Below are 20,554 nucleotides of genomic sequence, written 5' to 3' on the forward strand. Positions count from 1 at the left end.
AGCGGCGCGGAGCGTCCCCGTTGAGGGTGGTGGGGGGGACGCGGCGGGCTTAATGTTCGGTCGCTGATCGATTGCCGGTGGCTCAGGCCGTGGTGTGCTGCGGGAGCGTGTGCGGAGTCGCGGGATGCGGCGGGGCCGGATGGGTGGGATGCGACGGCGAGTGCTGGGATGCGGGGTGCTGGGGCGTGGGCGGGGCGATCACGTCGATCACCTCGAGTAGGGCGCCGCGGGCCACCCGTCGCGGCTGCGGATCCAACTCCGTCAGGGCCGTCACCACCGCGCCGTCGACCACCGCGACCAGCCGCCGCAACTGCTCGATCCGCACCACCCGATCGGACCGGCGCAGCACATCGGCCAGCAGCTCGTCGAGCTGAGCGCGTAGTCGTAGCTGCACCTCCCGTAGTTCGGGGTGGCGGGCCGAGGCCACCGACCGCTCGTAGCGCGCGATCAGCTGGCCGCGCTCGAACTCGTCGTGGCCGTCCACCCCGACCAGTAGGTCCAGGAGTAGGTCGACGGTCGCCTCGGCGCCGCGGCGGCGGTGGGTCACCTCGCCGACGCGGCGGCGCATGGCCTCGAGTTCGGCGTTGCCGCTGAACTCGACCGCGCGAGCGATCAGGTCCTCGAGGGACTCGAAGTAGTAGGTCGTCGACGCCAGGGGCAGGTCCGCGCGGGTGGCCACCGAACGGTGGCGCACGGCGTCGAATCCGCCCTCCAGCAGCAACTCGGCCGCAGCCGCAACCAACGCTTGGCGACGCCGTTCGCCTTTCGGTGTCGTCGCGGTGATCACCGTGTCATCGTGCCAGTCATCATCGGTTCATCCGTGCCAAATCGGTGCGATCTATGACAAATCCGGTTCCGCGTGGGCAAATGTCCAGGCGGCATTGAAAAAACAACCAACGCTTTTCTACCCCATCCGGGCACCCCCGGTGGGCCAGAACGAAAAGTCTTTGCGCGTCGGTGCTGCTCAGGCGTGTCGACTGTTCAGTTGTCCAGATACGCCCGCAGCCGCGCCAGTGCCTCTTCGATATCGGCGGTCGCGCCCGCGAACGAGAAACGGACCGTATGGTTTCCGTTGTTGGTATCGAAATCGATGCCCGGTGCGATCGCAATGCCGGTGTGCGCCAACAGGTCCGCGCACCAGCGGATCGAATCATCGGTCAGGTGCCCGATATCGGCGTAGGCGTAGAACGCGCCGTCGGCCGGTGCCAGCTCGGTGATGCCCAGCTTGGGCAGGCCCTGCAGCAGCAGGTCGCGATTCTGCGCGTAGCGCCGGACGTGGCCGTCCAATTCCGCCTCGGCCTCGGGGCCGAACGCGTGCACCGCGGCGTACTGCGAGATGGCGGGCGGGCAGACGGTCATATTGGAGGCCAGCCGCTGCAGCGCCGGGCGCAGGCCCGGCGGCACCAGCATCCAGCCCAGCCGCCAGCCCGTCATCGAGAAGTACTTCGAGACCGAGCCGACCACCACGGACTCGCGCGAGGTCTCCCAGGCCGAGGCCGTCGGCTCGGTCTCGGCGTAGACGATGCCGTGATAGATCTCGTCGGAGATCAGCAGCGTGCCGTGGTCATCGCACCAGCGCGCGAGGGCGGCCAGTTCGTCGGGCGCGATCATGGTGCCGGTCGGGTTGGCGGGGCTGGCCACGATCAGTCCGGCGGGCGGTTCCGGCAGCGCCTCCAGCATGGCGACCGTCGGCTGGAATCGGGTCTGCGGGCCGCAGTCCAGCTCGACCACCCGGCAGCCCAGGGCGGCCAGGGTGTTCCGGTAGGCGGGATAGCCGGGGCGGGCCACCACCACGGTGTCGCCGATATCGAAGGCGGCCAGGAAGATCAGCGTGAAGGCGCCGGACGAACCGGTCGTGACCACGACGTCGTCGGGATCCACCGCGATGCCGTAGGTGCGGGTGTGGTGCTCGGCGATCGCCTCGCGCAGCGGGAGAATGCCGAAAGTCTCGGTGTAGCCGAGCAGTTCGCCGTCCAGCGCCGCCCGCGTGGCCCGCAGCACCGGCGCGGGCGCGGGGGTGGACGGCTGCCCGGCCGCCAGCACCAGCACGTCACCGTGGGTGCGGGCCCGCTCGGCGGCAGCCTTCCAGACATCCATGACGTAGAACGGCGGGACACTCGACCGGCGGGATTCATTGCGCACCCGACGACGGTAGAACACGCGGGGGCGACGCAGCGCAGGTATTCCCGGCCCTGCCCCCACGGCGACCGATCGCGCGGGATCCGGCCCGGGCGGACACGATCGGCCCTCAGGTGGCGATTTCTGCCGCGGCGATCGGATTTGTGTCCGACCAGGCCGCATCGGCGCGCATACCGCCTTGCCCCGCTGCGGTGTGGACTAACGCCCTGTTATCGTCGGCAGAATGCCTGACCAGGCACGCAGTGCGAAGGTTGTACCAGGGGGTGGGACGGCGCTCCGGCCCGACTGGCGTTCCGCGCTGCGACGGGAACGGGGTGCGCGGCGGCGTCACCTGCGACGAGCGGCCGTGCGGGCGCGGCATACGGACAGGCTGATTCGAGGGCGGGCGCGGAGTCTGTGGCAGGCGCTCGTGAACTTCGACTGGCGGGAATTCCTCCGTCGAGACTGGCGGGCCTACGCCCGGGAACAGTGGCCGCGATTGCGCGGCTGGCTGATTCGGCACCGCGTCCTGGTGGCCGGAGTGGTCGTCGTGGCGCTGTTCGCCGCGGCGGATGCCACCGCGCCGCGCCCCGTCGAGACGGCCGTGGCACAGGGCAGTGAGCAGCGCATCCCGGTCGCGTACCCGCTGCAGGTGAAGTCGGCGCCGGAGTCGAGCAAGCGCTATCTGAATGCCATCAACAACGGCGAGCGCATCCGCGAATCGCAGGTGGTGGCCGCGGCGGCCCGCGCCACCCTGGAACGCGCCAAGGCCGAGGCGGCGGCGGCCGTCTCCGGGCAGCCGGCGCCCTGGCTGGGCGGCACGGTCACCTCCATCCCCGGCGGAATCCTGCCCGGGATCGGCGGTTTCGTGCTACCCGCGCGCGGGCTGTTCACCTCCGGATTCGGGCAGCGCTGGGGTACCTTCCACGCCGGAATCGATATCGCCGCGCCGATCGGCTCGCCGATCTACGCGATCACCGACGGCACGGTCGTCGACGCCGGGCCCGCCCAGGGCTTCGGGCTGTGGGTGCGCGTGCGCCACGACGACGGCACCATCTCCGTCTACGGCCACATGTACGACTTCTCGGTCTCGGTCGGCGAACGCGTCCGGACCGGCCAGCAGATCGCCCGCGTCGGCAATCGCGGCGACTCCACCGGCCCCCACCTACATTTCGAGATCCTGATCAACGGCCAACACGTAGACCCCCAGCCCTGGCTGGCCCTACACGGCCTGCAACTGGGCTGAGCGCGGGCATTCCGCCTACTCCACCGCTGTTGTTTCCGGGGTGCTCTCGGCCGGAATCGCTATGGCGCCCTCGACGGCGGACAGGGCTATGTCGGTGCGGTAGTGGCTGCCGGGGAGCTTGATCTTGGCTATGCGGGTGTAGGCGCGCTCGCGGGCCTCGGTGAGGTCGGCGCCGGTGGCGACGACGTTGAGGACGCGGCCGCCCGCGGACAGCAGCGCGCCGTCGTCGCGCAGGGACGTACCCGCATGCAGCACTTCGGTATTCGGGTCGGAGCCGTCGGTACCGGCGATCACGTCGCCGGTGCGGGGGCGGCCCGGATAGTTCTCGGCGGCCAGCACCACGGTCACCGCCGAACCGGACTTCCACCGCGGCGGCTCCGACTGGGCGAGGGCGCCGGTGGCGGTGGCGTGCAGCAGCGCGCCGAGCGGGCTGTCCAGCAGCGCCAGCACCGCCTGGGTCTCGGGATCGCCGAAGCGGCAGTTGAATTCGACCACGGCGGGCCCGGTCTGGCCGATCGCCAGCCCGGCGTAGAGCAGCCCGGAGAATGGAACGCCACGCCGGACCATCTCCGCCGCAACGGGTTTCACGACGCCGTCGACGATCTCGGCAACCGTCTCGGCGGGCAGCCAGGGCAGCGGTGTGTAAGCGCCCATGCCGCCGGTGTTGGGTCCGGTATCGCCGTTACCGACGCGCTTGTGGTCCTGCGCGGGCAGCAGCGGCACCACCGTATCGCCGTCCACCAGGCAGAACAGCGAGACCTCGGGGCCGTCGAGGAAGGATTCCAGCAGCACCGGATGTCCCTGCTCGAGCAGTTCGGCGCCGTGGTCGCGGGCGGCCGACCGGTCGGCGGTGACCACCACGCCCTTGCCTGCCGCGAGGCCGTCGTCCTTCACCACCCAGGTCGGGCCGAAGCGGTCGAGGGCGGCATCCAGCTCACCCGGGTGGTCGACGATCTCGCTGTGCGCGGTGCGGACCCCGGCCGCGACCATCACATCCTTGGCGAACGCCTTCGAGCCCTCGATCCGGGCCGCGGCGGCCGACGGGCCGAAACAGGCGATCCCGGCCGCGCGGACCGCATCCGCGATGCCCAGCACCAGCGGGACCTCCGGCCCGATCACCACCAGGTCGATCGCCAGCTCGCGGGCCAGCGCGACCACCGCCTCGGCGCTGCACGGATCCACCGGGCGAATCTCGGCATGCTGCGACATTCCGGGGTTGCCGGGCGCGGCGACGACGGCGCTCACCCCCGGATCCCGCCGCAGGGCCAGCACTAGGGCGTGTTCACGGGCTCCGGCACCGATGACGAGTACGCGCACGGAGGACAGCTTAGGCGACGCGTTTGCGGGCCTCAGCAGGTATCGACCGGACAACCACCTGCCCCGCCGCGTCCCCGACCCGTCGCCCATAGACTCGGCTCATGGCTTCTGTTTTCAGCGCGATCATCGACGGCCAGTTGCCCGGGCGGTTCGTGTGGGAGGACGACGAGTTCGTCGCATTCCTCACCATCGCCCCGATCACCCAGGGGCACACGCTCGTCGTGCCCCGCAAGGAGATCGACCAGTGGCAGGACATCGACCCCGACACGTTCGCGCGGCTGAACGGCGTCGCCCAGAAGATCGGCCGGGCGGTGCGGGCGGCCTGGGAGGCGCCGCGCGCGGGCCTGCTGGTCGCCGGACTGGAGGTGCCGCACCTGCACGTGCACGTGTTCCCGGCCTTCGAGCTCGGCGACTTCAACATCTCCCAGGCCGATCCCGAGCCCAGCAAGGAATCCCTGGACGAGGCCCAAGCCAAGATCAAACAGGCCCTCCGCGACCTCGGCTACGGCGCCAACGTCCCCGCCTGACCCACTTCGCGCACCCCTTGCGTGTTCCCGCACCCCTTCCAGGGCCCTGTAGACGGTGCGGGAACATGCAAGGGGTGCGCGAATCCTCGCCGGGGTTATGGGGGGCGGGGGAGGCGGACGGTGAAGGTGGTGCCGGTGGTGGGGGTGGGGTGGGCCGAGACGGTGCCGCCGTGGGCGGCCACCAGTGCCTCGACGATGGACAGGCCCAGGCCGGTGCCGCCGCTGTCGCGGCTGCGGGAGCTGTCGGCGCGGTAGAAGCGTTCGAAGATGCGGTCGGCGTGCTCGGGCGGTAGTCCGGGACCGGTATCGGCGACCTCCAGCAGCACCTCGTCGGGCGCGGGGGTGAGCCGCACGGTCACCGCGGCCTCCGGCGGCGTGTGCACGAGGGCGTTGCCGACCAGGTTGGACAGCACCTGACGCAGCCGCGCCTCGTCGCCGCTGATCTCCAAAGTTCCTTTACCGGAACGTATTTCGAGGTCGATCCGACGACCGGGCCCGTCCGGACGCTGCGCGGTGTCGATCGCGCGGGCATTGTGCACGGCATCGCTGGCCAGCGCCAGCAGGTCGACCGGGCGGCGCTCCAGCGGGCGCTGCGCGTCCAGCCGGGCCAGCATCAGCAGGTCCTCCACCAGCAGGCCCATGCGGTGGGATTCGCGTTCGATCCGGTCCATGAACAGTGCCGGATCGGCCAGTGCCCCTTGCCGATACAGCTCGGCGAAGCCCTGCACGGTGGTGAGCGGCGTGCGCAGCTCGTGACTGGCGTCCGCGACGAACCGCCGCATCTTCGCCTCGGAGCGACGCGCGGCCTCCTCCGACGCCTCGGTGGCGGCGAAGGCCTGCTGAATCTGCGACAGCATGCCGTTCAGTGATTGCGACAGCCGGTCGACCTCGGTATCGGTGCCCCGCACGGGAACTCGCCGATGCAGGTCGCCGCCCGCGATCGCGGCGGCCGTGCGTTCCACCTCGCCCAGCGGCCGCAGGCTGCGCCGGATCACGATCCGCGCGACCAGCGCCAGCACGGCGAGCACGATCGCACCGACCACCAGCTGCAGTCCGATCAGCCGGTCGACGATGGTCTCGGTTCCGCTCAGGGGTATCGCCACCACGCTGGTTCCGGCGGGGCTCTCGTATCGCACTGCGCGCCAGTGCTCGTCGGGGTCGCCGACCGAGCCCACGGTGCGCGGACGGCGGCCCAGGTCGGCCGGTATGTCGGGGACGGCGTCCTTGGCGTCCAGCTTGGTCAGGAGCGTGCCCGACGAGTCCTGCACGCGCACATAGAACGGCTCCAGCGTCCGACGCGGCTGGAACGGCGGGGGTGGATCCGGCGGCGGGGTCCCGGGTCGCGCGAAACCGTGTACGGCATCGGAGATTTCGCGATCGACGCGGTCGATCAGGGTGCGCTGCATCACCGATGTCACCACGATCCCGGAGGCCAGCAGACCGAGCCCGGCCAGCACCACCAGCGCCAGCACCAGCGTCACCCGCAGCGGCACCCGCGCCGTCCGATGCGAAATCGCCTGGCGCGCAGCATGAATACGTGGGGCGGACGGCACGGCCGCGACCTCGGAGCCGCCGCCCTGCCGGGTGGTCATTTCACCGACGACCGGGGGCGGCTCGGGACGCGCATGACGTAGCCGACCCCGCGCAGCGTGTGGATCAGCCGGTCGGGTCCGGTGTCCACCTTCTTGCGCAGATAGGAGACATAGGTCTCGACCACGCCGACCTCGCCGCCGAAGTCGTAGCGCCACACGTGATCCAGGATCTTCGGCTTGCTGAGCACCGTGCCCGCATTGACCATGAAGTACCGCAGCAGCGTGAACTCGGTGGGCGACAGCGCCACCGGCTCCCCCGCCTTCCACACCTCGTGCGTGTCGTCGTCGAGTTCGATGTCCTCGAACCGGATCCGCGAGGACTTGCGCTCCTCCACCGTGTGACCGGAGCGGCGCAGGATGACCCGCAGCCGCGCCACCACCTCCTCCAGGCTGAAGGGCTTGGTGACGTAGTCGTCGGCGCCGAGCGTGAGCCCGGTGACCTTGTCCTCCACCTCGTCGCGGGCGGTGAGGAACAGGACCGGGGCGTCGATACCGTCGGCCCGCAGCCGCCGCAGCAGCCCGAACCCGTCCATCCCGGGCATCATGACGTCGATGATCAGCGCATCCGGCCGGAAGGTCCGGGCGCGGTCCAGCCCCTCGGCCCCGTTCGCCGCGACAGCGACCTCGAATCCCTGGTAGCGCAGGCTGACCGACAGCAACTCGACGATCATCGGCTCGTCGTCCACCACCAGCACACGCGCCTCGGGCGCCGGTTCCGCAGGCTTACCACTCATGAAGCCCATGGTCCCCCCGCACTGTCCCGAGGACGCTGTGGACCGGCTGGGAGTTTCCTGGGAACGTCGACCGGCGATCGCGGTCGCGTCAGCGCACGAAAACGGCTCCGACCGGGTCGGAGCCGTAGTCTCGTACCGAGCCCCCTGTCAGGATTGAACTGACGACCTTCGCTTTACAAGAGCGGTGCTCTACCACTGAGCTAAGGAGGCGGAAAGCGGTGCCATCATAACCGGGTCACCCGGCCGCACCGAAAATCGACGGAAGCCGGCCCGAGCGACGGCGGCTGCGCAACCCCCGGAAAAGGGCATCACGCAGCCACCGGTCGTGACCGTTGCCGCGCAGTATCGGGTACCGCGGGTCAGGACTGGGCGGCCTGCCGGGCCGCGTCGTCGGCGGCCATCGCGTCGCGCAGGCTCTTGGGCCGCATATCGGTCCAGTTCTTCTCGACGTATTCGACGCAGGCAGCGCGGCTGTCCTCGCCGAACACCACTCGCCAGCCGGCCGGAACCTCGGCGAAGGCGGGCCACAGGGAGTGCTGCTCCTCGTCGTTCACCAGAACGAAGAAGCGGCCGTCCTCGTCGTCGAACGGGTTGGTGCTCATTTCACCTCACTGGATACGTGCGCTGTGTACGGGGAACACGGCGGGACCGGAAATCCCCCGTGCGTTGTGTCGACCCTAGCAAGGCCGACGTTACGGTTGGGCAGTTACCTCGAGCCCCCGAAGAAGTCGAGCAGAACCTTGTTGACCGCCTCGGGCCGCTCCAGGTAACCGTAATGCCCGGCATCGGGAATCTCCTGGTAGCGCGCGCCAGGAATCACGTCCGCGACCTCGCGTGTGAGGTATGCCGGAATCATCCGATCGTCGGCGAAACCCATGGCCAGGCAGGGCACCTTGATGCCCCGGTACGCCTGCAGCCGGTCGAAGTCGTGGTCCATGCGGCGCTGCGCGCGAATGCCCGGGGTGACCGGGCCGCCGGTGAATTCGAACAGGTCCAGCCAGTCCCGCGCGGAGTTCGGATCGGCCAGGGTGGCCGGGGAGAGGTTCATCACGGCCGTGGTCGCGGCCTCGTACTTGGCCGGCAGCTGCACACCGGAGGCGTCCAACTCGTGCTCGCCCAGCGACAGCGTCTTCTGGAACTGGTCCAGGCGGCCGTGCCCGGCCATGAACACCGCCTTGCGCACCAGATCCGGGCGGGCCAGCGCCAGCTCCTGCGCCACCCGCGCACCCATCGATGTACCGGCCAGCAGCGCCGGGCCCTCGTCGAGGAATTCGATCAGCGCCGCGGTGTCGCGCACCAGATCATCGATGTGCATGCCCTGGGCGGCCTCGTAGGTCGGGGCGATGCCGCGATTGTCGAAGGTGCACACCCGATATCCGGCGGCCAGCAGCGCGGGCACCTGGTGCAGCTCCCACACCCGGCCCGGGCTGCCCGTGCCCATGATCAGCACGACGAGCGGCGCGGCGCCCTTGGTATCGGTGCCCTTGGCCTTGTCCCCCTTCACCTGGTAGTTCAGCGAGATTCCGTTCACCGTGGCCAACGGCATAGTGCTGGGACCCTTCTTTCCATAACGATTTCTCTGCTCCCACGGTATAGATGGGGGAGGCAACGATTGCTCTCCCGCGGTGTGGATCGGGAGGCAACGATTGCTCTTCCCACGGTATAGACCAGGGAGGCGACGATTGCTCTCTCCCCACGGTATAGGTATCGGGGAGGGCAACGTTTCGGTGCGTCGGATCGGGGGCCGAGCGAACTGCGCGGATTCCCCCGCCCGATACCATTGACTTCTCACAACGAGTAACGACCCCGAGCCGAGAGGATACGAAGATGGCCGCGAAGGGCGCCAACGACATCGCGGACGACGATCTGGAGCCGCTCGCCGACGAGACCGCACGACAGGCCCAGCGCGTGGTGGCCGCCTACGCCTCCGACGCCGACGAGTGCCGCATGCTGCTGTCCATGCTCGGGATCGGGCCCAGCACTCGGAGCGAGTAGCCGCCGATCTTCCCCGATACAACTTCACGGGCTCGACAACCGGAGGATCCAGCAGTGGACCAGAAGAGCGATTCCCAGGCCGATCTATCGACGCGCGCTCTACCGGATGCCGACCCCACCCCATCGAGCTACCTGAGCGGCGACGCGGGCTCCGGCTTCGTCGTCGTCGCCAATCGGCTGCCGGTGGATCTGGAGCGATTGCCCGACGGTTCCACGCGTTGGAAGCGCAGCCCCGGCGGGCTGGTGACGGCGCTGGAGCCGGTGCTCCGCAACAACAACGGCGCCTGGGTGGGCTGGGCCGGGGTGCCCGACGTCGATGTCGATCCGATCATCGAGGACGGCCTGGAGCTGCATCCGGTGCCGCTGTCGGCCACCGAGGTCGCCGACTACTACGAGGGGTTCTCCAACGGCACGCTGTGGCCGCTCTACCACGACGTGATCGTGCGGCCGGAGTATCAGCGCCGCTGGTGGAGCGCCTATGTCGACGTCAACCGCCGCTTCGCCGAGTACACCGCGAAGGTGGCCGCCGAGGGCGCCACCGTCTGGGTGCAGGACTACCAGCTGCAGCTGGTGCCGAAGATGCTGCGGATGCTGCGGCCCGACCTGACCATCGGCTTCTTCCTGCACATCCCGTTCCCGCCGGTCGAGCTGTTCATGCAGCTGCCGTGGCGCACGGAGATCGTGGAGGGCCTGCTGGGCGCGGACCTGATCGGCTTCCACCTGCCCGGCGGTGCGCAGAATTTCCTGTATCTGGCGAGAAGGCTTGCCGGACAGCCGACTTCGCGCGGCACCATCGGTGTGCGCTCGAAAATGGGTGTGGTGCAGGTGGGTTTCCGCACCGTGCGGGTGGGCGCGTTCCCCATCTCGATCGCCTCGGCCGAGCTCGACGAGCACTCCCGACGAAAGTCGGTGCGCGAGAGGGCCGCCCAGATCCGTAGCGAACTCGGCAATCCCAAGCACATCCTGCTCGGCGTGGACCGGCTCGACTACACCAAGGGCATCGACATCCGCCTGGAGGCGCTGGAGGAGCTGCTGCAGGAGGGGCGCATCGATCCGTCCGATACGGCGATGGTGCAGCTGGCCACGCCGAGTCGCGAGCGGGTCGAGAGCTACATCCAGATGCGCGGCGATATCGAGCGCCAGGTCGGCCGCATCAACGGTGAATTCTCGCGGGTCGGCTTCCCGGTCGTGCACTACATCCACCGGCCGATCCCCCGCGAGGAGCTGCTCGCATTCTTCGTCGCCGCCGACGCCATGCTGGTGACGCCGCTGCGCGACGGCATGAACCTGGTGGCCAAGGAGTACGTGGCCTGCCACAGCGGCCTCAACGGCGCACTGGTGCTCAGCGAATTCACCGGCGCCGCAGCGGAATTGCGCCAGTCCTACCTGTGCAATCCGCACGACCTCGACAGCGTCAAGGACGCCATCATGGCCGCCCTCGACGACGATTCCGACACCCGCCGCCGCCGCATGCGCGCGCTGCGCCGCCAGGTCCTCACCCACGACGTGGACCGCTGGGCCCGCGCCTTCCTGGAGGCCCTGGCCCAGGACCAGGTAGCAGGCAGCGCCCTACTCAGCGACGACGACGTAGACCCGGCGCGCCGATAAATCGGCCCTCGCTGATCAGATCGGATTCACCTGTCCGACCAGCCAGTGCCCGTCTTCCTTGTCCAGCGAGACGCGGACGCGGCTGGGCGTCACATTGCCTTGCGGCGCATCCTTGCTCGTGGTGACCTGGTTCAGGTAGAGCAGCACGACGGCGTGTGAGCGGTCGGCGGAGACGACGCCGGCGGCCTGGGTGTTGGCCTGGACGCTGAGCTCCTTCTCCTTGGCGCCCTTGGCGATCACGTCGTTGACGAGCTTCATGTAGTCCTTGCGGAAGGTGGGGGTGAGGCTGTCGCCCACCTTGGGCAGCTCGGTATCGACGGTGTGGAAGTCGTAGGTGAACATGGCCTGCACGGTGCGGCGCGCCGCGGCGACGGAATCGCTGCGGGCGCTGTCGGCCTGGTTGTCGGACCAGACCTTGAAGCCGGTGAGCCCGCCGACGACGGCAGCGGCGACCAGAAGGACTGCCGCACAAGCGATCAGGATGGGGCGCAGTTTGTCTTTCATGCCACGAACTCCGCTTGCGAGGCGGTGAGGTTGCCGTCGTCGCCGCGGGTGACCGTGACCCGGAAGCGGTAGTACCGCTGCTGCGGGTCCGGGGAGGCGGCGTTCGTCAGCGTCTGCTTGGCGGCGACCAGCACTCGCGCGGAGTGGTCGTCGTCGCTTTCGACGGCGGTCTCGATGATCTCGCCGCTGGCCTTCACCTGGGCCTGCTGCACAACCTGCGCATAGGCGTCCTTGCGCTCGGTGTACTCGGCCTTGAGCTGGCCCGACGCCACCGCCAGGACGCGATCGATGTCCTGCGGCGCGGTATCACCCTTGATGTTGGTCAGGTTGAGTACCGCCTGCTTGGCGGTCTGGGCGTAATCCGCGCGGCGTGTGTCCTGCGTGTTCACCTGATTCTGGTGGTAGAGGAAGAACCCGCCGGAGCCGAGCAGCACCAGCGCGGACAGCACCGCGACCACGGCGGCGGCCCAGCCGAGCTTGCCCAGCGAGCCCGCCTTCTTCGCAGACGGGTCGGCGGAATCCGGTTGGTCGGCGGCGACCTCGGAGTCCTCGACGGGTGCGTCGAGCGGCACGGCCCCGGCGGTCTTCGCCGTGTCGTCCTTCGTGCCGAGCTCACCGTCGGACACGGTGGACTTCACGGTCGGCGAATCGTCCGCAACCGCGCCCTTCACGGTCGGCGCGTCCGTGTCGGCGGCGGCATCCACCGGGGCCGGCGCTGCGGTATCCGCGGCCGATGCCTTATCGGACTCGACGGCAGCCGCTGCGGGCGCGCGTGCCACGGTCTGCGCGGCCTCGCCGCCCTCGACCGGTGGCCCCGCCGACCGCACCACGCGACGGCGGGCCCGACCGGCGGTTCCCTTGTTTTCGCTCATTTCTGCTGCTCCTCGAGCATCGACTGCCAGCTCGACGGTACCGTTCCCGATCCGTTACCAGCCACGTCGCCCTGTCGGTACGTGCGACCGTCGGGCCCCAGGAAGGTGCCACTGCCAGGATCCATCGGCCTGGTGACCGATGCCGGATGAGTCTCGGTGGCCGGTGCCGGGGGTTCTCCCGAGGCCCCGAAGTTGTTCGGGTTCCCGAACGGCGGATTGTTCCCCTCCGGCACGTAGCCCTGCGGATCGCGGCACAGCTCCGGCGTCGGTGCCCGCTTGCCCGGCACCTCCGCGCACGGGTAGTTGCGGATGCCGCGCACGGCTTCCTTCGCGTCCTGGGCAACCTTGCAGTACAGCTCCGGGGTGTCCGGAACCGAGAAGTCGTTGGCGGACCGTCGCTGATCGGGCGGCAGGAAACCCGTGATACATCCTGGCGGGTCGTTGAGCCCGAGCATGAAGTCCACCATGGCCCCGTATTTGGTGGGCCCGGTCTTCGCGGCGGTGAACAGCGCCGAGATCATCGGCGGCAGCACGACGAGAATCTGCTCCAGCCCGGCGTGGTAGGTGACCCCGACCTGACCCACGCTGACCAAATTCGACAGCAGCAGCGGCAGTGTCGGTTTCAGGTCCTGGAAGGTCGAACTCACCTTCTGCGCAGCCGCCGGGGTCTTATCGATCAGACCGCGCAGCGCCGGATCGTGTTCGCGCAGTTGGTCGGTCACGGTGGCCAGGTCCCGGGTCCACGATCGGACGGCGGCATCGGACTGGTTCTGGGTGTCCAGCAGCGGCCCGAGCTTCTCCAGCAGATCCTTGGTCGCGCCGGTGTTCGCCTTCGCCTCCTGCACCAGCAGCGACGCGGAGTCGATGAACTTCTGCAGATCCGGACCGGCGCCGTTGAACGCCGTGAACGCGTCGTCGATGACCTCGCGCAGTTTGGTATCGGAAATGCTGTTCAGCAGCCGGTCGGCCTGATCGAGCATCGCACCGACGTCCTGCGGAAGTTTGGTGCGCTGCACCGGAATCACCGAACCGTCGGACAGGTTGCCGCCGTGCGGGCTCGCCGCGGGCACCAGATCGACGTACTGCTCGCCGATCGCGGACACGCTGCGAATCCACGCGTCCACATCGGAGGGCACCTTGTAGTCGCTGTTGACCGACAGCTTCGCGTCCACACCGTCCGGAGTGAGCCGAACCTCCTGCACCTTGCCGATGTTCGTGCCGCGATAGGACACGTTGGCGGTCGGATACAGGCCGCCGGTCGCCGCCAGCTTGACGGTCACCTCGTAGCGCCCGAATCCGAACATCGCCGGGAGGTGCACGTAACTCGCGGACATCACCACCAGGCCGATCACCGTCAGCACGGAGAAGATGATCAGCTGTGTCCGGACGAACTTGGTGAGCTTCACTGCCCCGGACCTCCTTGCGGCGCACCGGGAACCGTCAACCCGGGGATGGCGGGCAGGCCCGGAATCGGCGGCAGCCCGGGAATGGTCGGCTGCGCCGGTGGCGGTTGCAGCGGCCCCTGCACGGGATCGCCCTTCTCCCCGGCCGTCCCGGCGATGGTGCCGAGCGCGCCCTCCACGCCGTAGAGCGCCTGCACGCCACCGAGGCTGCCGCCGAGCGGCGTTCCCGTGAGGAAGTTGGAATCCATTCGCTTGCCGGTGATGTCGTAGGTGACGAACAGATTCATGTAGTCGCCCTTGACCGCCTTGTTGATGCCCTTGATCGGGAACGGGAACGTCAGCAGCATCTGCAGCGAATCCGCGAGGCGGTCACCGGTGGAGGCCAGCGACTCGAGGGTCGGTCCGAGGTCGGCCAGCTCGGCCTTCAGGTTCTCGCCGCCCTGGGCGATCAGCCGCTGCACGACCTCGCTCAGATCACCCAGTGCGGTAATGGTTTTCGTGATGTTCTCGCGCCGATCCGCGAGCACCGTCACCGCCGGGTGGATGTTCTCGATCGCCGACGCCAGCTGATCCTTCTGCCGGGAGAGCTGACCGGAGAACCGGTCGAGCCCGTCCATCGCGCCGATGATGTCACCGGTCTGCTGATCGAGCGTCGTGGTCAGCTGGTTCAGCTGCGGCAGCAGGTCGCGGATCGCGTCCTCGCGTCCGGTGAACGTCGCATTGAGTTCGTGCGTGATGGTCTCCAGCTGCGAGATACCACCGCCGTTGAGCACGACCGACAGCGACGACAGGGTCTGCTCCGTGGTCGGGTAGGCGCCCGCGCGATCAAGCGGAATGACATCGTCGGGCCGCAATTGCCCCTGCGGCGCAACACCTTCGGGCGCGGCCAGCTCGACGTGGTTGCTGCCGAGCAGACTGGTCTGCCCGATGCGCGCGACCGCGTTGCCCGGCAGCTGCACGCCCTTGTCGAGGCTGACCGTGACCAGCGCGTGCCAGTTCTCCACATCGATCCCGGTCACGGTCCCGACGGTCACGTCGTCCACCTTGACCGGCGAATTGCGGGTCAGCGTGGTGACATTCGGCATCTGGATGCGCACCTGCCAGGCGCCCTCGCCGGTCCCGGCCGCACCGGGCATGGGCAGGGTGTTCAGGCCGTCCCACTGACAACCCGCCAGGCCCAGCGTCAGCGCGAGGCCGATGGCCATTCCGGCCGCTCGAATCCTGCGGCGTCTCATCGCCCACCTCCCGGAACGGCCAGGCCCGCAATGCCACTCGGCACCGCAACGGGCGGAGCACTGGGGACCCGCTCCGCGAGATCCGGTGTGCTGTATTCGAGCTGCTGCGGGAACGCCGTCTGCAGCGAGGCCGGATTCGCTATCAGCGGCGGGTAATTCATCATCAGCGTGTTGAGCACCGGCGCCAGGTACTGTCGGCACAGTTCCCCGGATTTCTGCGAGTCGTTGGCGCCGATGCCCTCGACCGCGCCACACAGGAACTCGACCGGGTTGGAGAAGTTCGTGCCGGTCACGTTGCCGGCCAGCGACCCCTGGGCGGGCTTGTAGATCTGGTAGAAGTTCACCAGGCCGTTCGGGCCGGAGTGCAGCACGCGTTCCAGTTCGGGGCGCTTGTCGGCCAGCAGCTGCGTCACATCCTGCAGCCGCTCCACGCCCTCGGTCAGCGCGCCCCCGCGCTCGTCCAGGAATCGCTTGACGTCGGCTATCGCGGAATCCAGATTGTCCAGTCCCGCACCGAGATCCGACGAAACGCCCGCCAGCACCGACGAGACCGAGGCCAGCCGTCCCCCGAACTGCACGATCTGGTCATTGCTCTTGGACAGCACGTCGACGAACTGCTGCAGGTTGCGGATGGTGCCGAACAGGTCGGTGCGGCCGTCGGAGAGGGTGTTCAGCGTGCTGGACAGTTCCCGCAGCGTATCGCGCAGCGCCTGGGCGTTGCCGTTGCCGAGATTGTCGGCGGCGGTCCCGATGGCCCGGCCGAACGAGCCCTGCTTGTCCTCGCCCACCGGCCCCAGAGCCTCTGACAGCCTGGTCAATTCGGTCTTGATGTCGTCCCATTCCACCGGCACCGCGGTGTGCTCGATCGGGATCTCGCCGTTGTCGTGCATCTTGGCGCCGCCGTTGTAGACGGGAGCCAGCTGGACGAACCGCGCCGACACCAGCGACGGCGAGACGGACACCGCCTTGGCATCGGCGGGGATGTCGATGCCGCGGTCCACCGTCATGGTCACCTTCACGCGGTCCCGCCCCGGCTCGATCGAGTTGATCTTGCCGACCTTCACCCCGAGCACCCGCACGTCGTCCCCCGCGTACAGCCCGTTCGTGGACGGGAAGTACGCGGTGATGTGCGTCTTTCCGATATTGGTGACGGCGCCGTAGACGATCCATCCGGCGAGGGCGACGACCAGCGCCGCGGCGACGTACCGCATCCAGCGTGGTGCCTGGGCGATCTTGCGCAATGGAGTCATTTCGGCGGCTCCTGTTGGGCGGGGTTGGTCGTCAGCGGAGCGTTCAGGTACTCCTGGAACGACTGCGGCAGGCGCTCCGGCCACACCAGCGCGTCGACCAGCGGCCGCATCGTCGGGCTGGTGAGGTTGGCCAGGTACGACTGGAAGTACGGGCCGCTGCCGACCTGCTCACCGAGCGCCGCCGCGTACGGGCCGAGGTCCGTGAGCGCCTGTCCCAGCTTGTCCTTGTTGCGCTGCAGCAGCCCCAGCACCGAATTCAGTTTCTCCAGTGCGGGTTTCAGCTGCGCCTCGTTGTCGTCGACGAATCCGGTCAGCTGCTGCGCCAGACCGTTCACGTACACGATCAACTGACTGAGCGCGGCGCGCCGAGCGTCCAGCTCACCGAGCAGATCGTTGCCGTTCAGCAGCAGCGCGTTGATCTGGTCGGAGCGGTCCGCCAGCACCTTGGTGACATTCTGTGCGCGCCCGAGCAGCTGGGTGAGCGCCTCGTCGCGGGCGTTCAGGCTGCGCGAGAGCGCGGTGACACCGTCGAGCGCCGATCGCAGCGGCGCCGGGGTGTCGGCGAAGGTCTCCGACAGCGTGTCCAGGGTCTTGTTGACCTGGTCCAGATCCAGCCCGTGCACCGTCGAGGCGAGATCACCGAGCGCGTCGTTGAGCGAGTACGGAGATCTGGTGCGCTCCAAGGGAATCGGATCGTCGCGGCGGATGGCCCCGCTGCCCTGCGGATCGACCTCGAGCGACTTGCGGCCCAGTACGGTGTTGGTCTTGATCGCCGCTGTCGTCTTGTCGCCCAGCACGATCGACTCGTCGACGCTGAAGCGCACCCGGACCTTGGTGCCGTCGAGCTGCACGTCCTCGACCTGACCGGTGCGCACCCCCGCCACCTGGACCTGATCACCGGGGACCAGGCCCCCGGCGTCGGCGAAGAAGGCGCTGAATTCGGCACCGCCGCGGATGAAGGGCAGGCGGTCGAACTGCAACGCGGACAGCGAGATCGTGGCCGCCAGGACGACGCCGACGATGCCGGCCGACAGTAACCGGTTTCCGTTCACTCGGGGGCACACCTTCCGGTCGACTGATTACCCGGCAGATGCACTTCCATCGGCTTACCGTCGGGACCGTCGGCGAGCATGGTCACGCCGCAGACGTACATGTTCAGGAACGATCCGTAGGACCCGATCCGGACCAGCTTCCGGTAGGTCTCCGGCAGCTGATCGAAGATCCACTGCAGGTCGCCGGACTTGTCGTCGAGATTCTGCGACAGCTGCCCCAATTGGCCGAAGGTCTGCTTCAGATCGGGCCGGGCCTGCTGCAGCAGGCCGGTCAGATCGCCGGTCGCACCGGACAGGCGCGGCAGGGCCTCCCCGATCGGATCCTTGTCCGCCGCCAGCCCGCTCACCAGCCGCTCCAGTTCGGTCAGTGTCGTATCGAATTCCTTGCCGCGGTCGTCGATGGTGGCGAGCACCGTCTTCAGGTTCTCGATCACGCTGCCGATCAACGCATCTCGGTCCGCGAGCGTCTTGGTGAACGAGCCACCGCTGTTCAGCAGCGACACCAGCGCGCCACCCTGCCCCTGGAACACCTGCAGCAGGGCGCTGGTGAGGTCGTTCACCTGGGCCGGATCCAGGCCGCGCAGCAGCGGCTTGAACCCGCCGAGCAGCAGGTCCAGATCCAGGGCGGGCTTGGTCTTGTCGGTGCCGATGGTGGCGTTCTTGGCCAGCTTCTCGGCGTTGCCCGGGCCCTCCAGCAGTTCCATGTACCGGTCGCCGACGAGATTCTCGTAGCGAATGGTGGCCTGCGTACTCGCGTAGAGCTTGTATTTGGTGTCGACATCGAAATCGACGTGCGCGAGGTGGTCCTTGCCGACGTACACCCGCTTCACCGACCCGACGGGCACACCGGCGATGCGCACCTTCGAGCCGGGCAGCATGCCCGACGAATTGGTGAACACCGCGTGGTAGCCGGTCTCGCGGGAGAACCGCATCTGGCTGAAGATCACGCCGAGCAGGGCGAGTACGAGCACCATGACCAGCGTGAAGATGCTCAGCTTCACGGTGGCGGCGTGCGGCTTGAACTTCACGGGTTGGGCACCCCCGGCAGTCCGGCGAACATCAGCTCGAAGACCCTCGAACCGTTGAGATGTGACTGCATTTCGGGGACGTACACGGTGCCCTCCGAGGTATCGGTGACCAGATAATTGGAGTGGCTGCCCGGCTTCCGGTCCATGATGTTCTCGCAGTGCGGGCCACCGGTGGCATTCACCTTCGGCAGATCCTTCGGATATTTGTACGGCTCACCGCCGGGCATGAAGCCCGCGTTCAGCAGCACGCCCGCGCCGCTGCCACCGAAAATGTGGTTCGCCAGGTCGAGGTTGTTGCCGATGCCTTCGATGACACAGTTCAGGCCCGACCGATACTGATAGAGCAGATCGGTGGTGGGCCGCAACAGATCCAGCGCGGTCACCAGCGACTGCTCGTTGTCCCGCAGGATGGGCGTCGTCGTATCGGCCAGGCCGATGAGATTCACCAGCATCGAGTCGAATTGATGCTCTTTGTCCACGATCGTCGCGCCGGTCGTCTGCGCATTGTCGGTGGTGCGCAACAGATCCGGCACGGTATCGGCGTACAGATTCGTCACGCCCACCGAGGACTGCAGATCTCGTTGCAGATCCGGGAGGCTCGGATTGATGTCCTTCAGATACTGATCGCTGTCGGCCAGCAGCTGTCCGAGTTTCTCGCCGCGGCCTTCGAGCGCCGTTCCCAGCGCCGTCAGCGTCGCATTCAGCTTCTCCGGCTGCACCTTACCCAGGACGTCGGTCAAATGCTGGAACAGCGTGTTGAACTCGACCGTCACGGCCTGCGCGGCCAGCGTCGCGCCCGGGCGCAGATGATCCTTCGACGGCTGTTCCGGAATCTCGAAATTCACGTACTTCGCGCCGAATACGGTCGTGGAGCGGATGTCGGCAGCGACATTGGCGGGCACCAGCTTCAGCTGTTCCGGATCCACCGCCAGCTGCAGGCGCGCACTGTCGCCCGTATACGAAATCGACGAAACCCGGCCGATTTCCACGCCGCGAATCTTGACCTTCGCGTCCGGATCCAGCACGAGCCCGGCCCGCGGCGCCTCGACATAGATCGCCCGGGTGTCGGTGAATCCGCCCGCGAACATGGTCAACGCGACGGCGACGATCGCCGCCATGCTCAGCACCATTGCCAGCCCGGCCAATTTGACGCCCCACCCAGCGCCGAATATCTTTCCGGCGCCGTCCTTTTCGACCAGTTTGTTTGCCGCCATACCGCCTACCCGGAGAGATGGAAATTGCCGGTGGTGCCGTAGATCGCCAGCGACACCAGCAGAGTCACCGTCACGACCGCGACCAGCGAGGCGCGCACCGCGCTACCGACCGCGATTCCGACACCGACCGGACCGCCCGTGGCGTGATATCCGTAGTAGGTGTGAATCAGCATGACCGCCATGGCCATGACGATCGCCTGCACGAACGACCACAGAATGTCGCTGGGTATCAGGAACGTCGAGAAATAGTGGTCGTACACGCCGGCCGACTGCCCGTAGATGATCACCGTCGCGAATCGGCTGGCAATGAACGAAGCGATCACCGCCAGCGCGTACAGCGGCACGATCGCGATCATTCCGGCCAGCACCCGAGTCCCGATCAGGAAAGGCACCGGCCGAATCGCCATCGATTCGAGGGCGTCGATCTCCTCGGCGACGCGCATCGCGCCCAGCTGCGCGGTGGCGCCGGCGCCGATGGTGGCCGCCAGGCCGATACCCGAGATCACCGGCGCCGCGATGCGCACGTTGATGAAGGCCGCGAAGAAACCGGTCAGCGCCTCGACGCCGATATTGCCCAGCGAGCTGTAGCCCTGCACCGCGATGGTGCCCCCGGTGAACAGCGTCATGAATCCGACGATCACCACCGTGCCGCCGATCACCGCCAGCGCACCCGTGCCCATGCTGATTTCCGCGATGAGCCGGATCGTCTCGGTGCGGTAGTGCGTCAGCGCCCGCGGCACGGAGGCCAGCGACTGCGCGTAGAACACCGCATGTCTTCCGACGCTATCCAGCGAGTCGGACATCCTGCGCACTCGTCGCACAGTACGCGGGAAGCGGGATTCGATCACAAAAGCCATAC

General features: G+C 68.1%; 20 protein-coding genes and 1 tRNA gene. 4 read left to right on the forward strand and 17 right to left on the reverse strand.

The genetic code is table 11. The annotated features are described in order from the left end of the window. Window positions 1-82 precede the first annotated feature (82 nt). Together NM1_RS28425 and NM1_RS28430 are read right to left on the reverse strand one after the other, a co-directional pair. Window positions 83-787, reverse strand: coding sequence for a TetR/AcrR family transcriptional regulator (locus NM1_RS28425; RefSeq protein WP_246011501.1), 705 nt, complete (start codon window positions 785-787; stop codon window positions 83-85). 194 nt (window positions 788-981) lie between these two features. Then, the gene (locus tag NM1_RS28430) at window positions 982-2,142 is read right to left on the reverse strand and encodes a pyridoxal phosphate-dependent aminotransferase (RefSeq protein WP_068026527.1); all 1,161 of its coding nucleotides are present in this window, start codon (window positions 2,140-2,142) and stop codon (window positions 982-984) included. 220 nt (window positions 2,143-2,362) lie between these two features. On the opposite strand from NM1_RS28430, the gene NM1_RS28435 reads away from it, so the two are divergent. Beyond that, the gene (locus NM1_RS28435) at window positions 2,363-3,364 is read left to right on the forward strand and encodes a M23 family metallopeptidase (RefSeq protein ID WP_084520137.1); all 1,002 of its coding nucleotides are present in this window, start codon (window positions 2,363-2,365) and stop codon (window positions 3,362-3,364) included. Window positions 3,365-3,379: 15 nt separating this feature from the next. Here NM1_RS28435 and purD read toward each other — a convergent pair whose 3' ends face one another. Further along, window positions 3,380-4,681, reverse strand: a complete 1,302-nt coding sequence (gene purD / locus NM1_RS28440) for a phosphoribosylamine--glycine ligase (RefSeq protein ID WP_068026532.1) — start codon at window positions 4,679-4,681, stop codon at window positions 3,380-3,382. Window positions 4,682-4,782: 101 nt separating this feature from the next. Here purD and NM1_RS28445 point away from each other — a divergent pair, with 101 nt between their 5' ends. Further along, window positions 4,783-5,208 (forward strand): HIT family protein, encoded by a 426-nt coding sequence (locus tag NM1_RS28445; protein ID WP_068026535.1) that lies wholly within the window; start codon window positions 4,783-4,785, stop codon window positions 5,206-5,208. Window positions 5,209-5,303: 95 nt separating this feature from the next. On the opposite strand, the gene NM1_RS28450 is transcribed toward NM1_RS28445, so the two are convergent. The 5 genes from NM1_RS28450 to NM1_RS28470 form a co-directional block, all read right to left on the reverse strand. Further along, a complete protein-coding gene (locus NM1_RS28450; protein WP_084520138.1) occupies window positions 5,304-6,800 on the reverse strand; it encodes a sensor histidine kinase in 1,497 nt (498 codons plus the stop codon). Continuing rightward, complete coding sequence (locus NM1_RS28455) at window positions 6,797-7,534, reverse strand: response regulator transcription factor (protein ID WP_373864075.1); 738 nt, start codon at window positions 7,532-7,534, stop codon at window positions 6,797-6,799. The genes NM1_RS28450 and NM1_RS28455 overlap by 4 nt, the downstream gene beginning before the upstream one ends. Window positions 7,535-7,672: 138 nt before the next feature. After that, window positions 7,673-7,744, reverse strand: a tRNA-Thr gene (locus NM1_RS28460). A 149-nt stretch (window positions 7,745-7,893) separates the two neighbouring features. Then, the gene (locus NM1_RS28465) at window positions 7,894-8,136 is read right to left on the reverse strand and encodes an MbtH family protein (protein ID WP_019931522.1); all 243 of its coding nucleotides are present in this window, start codon (window positions 8,134-8,136) and stop codon (window positions 7,894-7,896) included. 104 nt (window positions 8,137-8,240) lie between these two features. Next, window positions 8,241-9,080, reverse strand: coding sequence for an alpha/beta fold hydrolase (locus tag NM1_RS28470; protein ID WP_068026541.1), 840 nt, complete (start codon window positions 9,078-9,080; stop codon window positions 8,241-8,243). A 281-nt stretch (window positions 9,081-9,361) separates the two neighbouring features. Between NM1_RS28470 and NM1_RS43150 the strand changes: the two genes are divergently transcribed. Together NM1_RS43150 and NM1_RS28475 are read left to right on the forward strand one after the other, a co-directional pair. Beyond that, the gene (locus NM1_RS43150; protein ID WP_169814336.1) at window positions 9,362-9,529 is read left to right on the forward strand and encodes a hypothetical protein; all 168 of its coding nucleotides are present in this window, start codon (window positions 9,362-9,364) and stop codon (window positions 9,527-9,529) included. A gap of 132 nt (window positions 9,530-9,661) precedes the next feature. Then, the gene (locus NM1_RS28475; RefSeq protein WP_068026651.1) at window positions 9,662-11,137 is read left to right on the forward strand and encodes an alpha,alpha-trehalose-phosphate synthase (UDP-forming); all 1,476 of its coding nucleotides are present in this window, start codon (window positions 9,662-9,664) and stop codon (window positions 11,135-11,137) included. Between the two features lie 15 nt (window positions 11,138-11,152). Here NM1_RS28475 and NM1_RS28480 read toward each other — a convergent pair whose 3' ends face one another. The 9 genes from NM1_RS28480 to NM1_RS28520 are packed head-to-tail and all read right to left on the reverse strand — an operon-like array spanning window position 11,153 to window position 20,552. Beyond that, complete coding sequence (locus tag NM1_RS28480; RefSeq protein WP_068026545.1) at window positions 11,153-11,641, reverse strand: Rv1363c family protein; 489 nt, start codon at window positions 11,639-11,641, stop codon at window positions 11,153-11,155. Further along, a complete protein-coding gene (locus NM1_RS28485; protein ID WP_068026548.1) occupies window positions 11,638-12,513 on the reverse strand; it encodes an Rv1363c family protein in 876 nt (291 codons plus the stop codon). Before NM1_RS28485 ends, NM1_RS28480 begins: the two co-directional genes overlap by 4 nt. Beyond that, entirely contained in the window at window positions 12,510-13,919 is a 1,410-nt protein-coding gene (locus NM1_RS28490) for an MCE family protein (RefSeq protein WP_068026551.1), read from the reverse strand. Before NM1_RS28490 ends, NM1_RS28485 begins: the two co-directional genes overlap by 4 nt. Further along, window positions 13,916-15,151: an MCE family protein gene (locus NM1_RS28495; protein ID WP_068026554.1), complete on the reverse strand. Its 1,236-nt coding sequence runs from the start codon at window positions 15,149-15,151 to the stop codon at window positions 13,916-13,918. The genes NM1_RS28490 and NM1_RS28495 overlap by 4 nt, the downstream gene beginning before the upstream one ends. Next, complete coding sequence (locus tag NM1_RS28500) at window positions 15,148-16,401, reverse strand: MCE family protein (protein ID WP_068026557.1); 1,254 nt, start codon at window positions 16,399-16,401, stop codon at window positions 15,148-15,150. Before NM1_RS28500 ends, NM1_RS28495 begins: the two co-directional genes overlap by 4 nt. Then, window positions 16,398-17,453 (reverse strand): MCE family protein, encoded by a 1,056-nt coding sequence (locus NM1_RS28505; RefSeq protein WP_068026560.1) that lies wholly within the window; start codon window positions 17,451-17,453, stop codon window positions 16,398-16,400. The genes NM1_RS28500 and NM1_RS28505 overlap by 4 nt, the downstream gene beginning before the upstream one ends. Then, a complete protein-coding gene (locus NM1_RS28510; RefSeq protein WP_084520139.1) occupies window positions 17,450-18,481 on the reverse strand; it encodes an MCE family protein in 1,032 nt (343 codons plus the stop codon). The genes NM1_RS28505 and NM1_RS28510 overlap by 4 nt, the downstream gene beginning before the upstream one ends. Then, window positions 18,478-19,695: an MCE family protein gene (locus tag NM1_RS28515; protein ID WP_068026563.1), complete on the reverse strand. Its 1,218-nt coding sequence runs from the start codon at window positions 19,693-19,695 to the stop codon at window positions 18,478-18,480. Before NM1_RS28515 ends, NM1_RS28510 begins: the two co-directional genes overlap by 4 nt. A 5-nt stretch (window positions 19,696-19,700) precedes the next feature. After that, the gene (locus NM1_RS28520; RefSeq protein ID WP_068026566.1) at window positions 19,701-20,552 is read right to left on the reverse strand and encodes an MlaE family ABC transporter permease; all 852 of its coding nucleotides are present in this window, start codon (window positions 20,550-20,552) and stop codon (window positions 19,701-19,703) included. Between the last annotated feature and the right edge of the window lie 2 nt (window positions 20,553-20,554).

Source organism: Nocardia mexicana NBRC 108244 (assembly GCF_001613165.1).
Taxonomy (GTDB): domain Bacteria; phylum Actinomycetota; class Actinomycetes; order Mycobacteriales; family Mycobacteriaceae; genus Nocardia; species Nocardia mexicana.

Excerpts from the sequence above, each read along its gene's own strand:
- NM1_RS28435 (WP_084520137.1), top strand. The coding sequence starts at position 2,363 with ATGCCTGACCAGGCACGCAGTGCGAAGGTTGTACCAGGGGGTGGGACG.
- NM1_RS28445 (WP_068026535.1), top strand. The coding sequence starts at position 4,783 with ATGGCTTCTGTTTTCAGCGCGATCATCGACGGCCAGTTGCCCGGGCGG.
- NM1_RS28450 (WP_084520138.1), bottom strand. The coding sequence starts at position 6,800 with ATGACCACCCGGCAGGGCGGCGGCTCCGAGGTCGCGGCCGTGCCGTCC.
- NM1_RS28455 (WP_373864075.1), bottom strand. The coding sequence starts at position 7,534 with ATGAGTGGTAAGCCTGCGGAACCGGCGCCCGAGGCGCGTGTGCTGGTG.
- NM1_RS28465 (WP_019931522.1), bottom strand. The coding sequence starts at position 8,136 with ATGAGCACCAACCCGTTCGACGACGAGGACGGCCGCTTCTTCGTTCTG.
- NM1_RS28470 (WP_068026541.1), bottom strand. The coding sequence starts at position 9,080 with ATGCCGTTGGCCACGGTGAACGGAATCTCGCTGAACTACCAGGTGAAG.
- NM1_RS43150 (WP_169814336.1), top strand. The coding sequence starts at position 9,362 with ATGGCCGCGAAGGGCGCCAACGACATCGCGGACGACGATCTGGAGCCG.
- NM1_RS28480 (WP_068026545.1), bottom strand. The coding sequence starts at position 11,641 with ATGAAAGACAAACTGCGCCCCATCCTGATCGCTTGTGCGGCAGTCCTT.
- NM1_RS28485 (WP_068026548.1), bottom strand. The coding sequence starts at position 12,513 with ATGAGCGAAAACAAGGGAACCGCCGGTCGGGCCCGCCGTCGCGTGGTG.
- NM1_RS28495 (WP_068026554.1), bottom strand. The coding sequence starts at position 15,151 with ATGAGACGCCGCAGGATTCGAGCGGCCGGAATGGCCATCGGCCTCGCG.
- NM1_RS28500 (WP_068026557.1), bottom strand. The coding sequence starts at position 16,401 with ATGACTCCATTGCGCAAGATCGCCCAGGCACCACGCTGGATGCGGTAC.
- NM1_RS28515 (WP_068026563.1), bottom strand. The coding sequence starts at position 19,695 with ATGGCGGCAAACAAACTGGTCGAAAAGGACGGCGCCGGAAAGATATTC.
- NM1_RS28520 (WP_068026566.1), bottom strand. The coding sequence starts at position 20,552 with ATGGCTTTTGTGATCGAATCCCGCTTCCCGCGTACTGTGCGACGAGTG.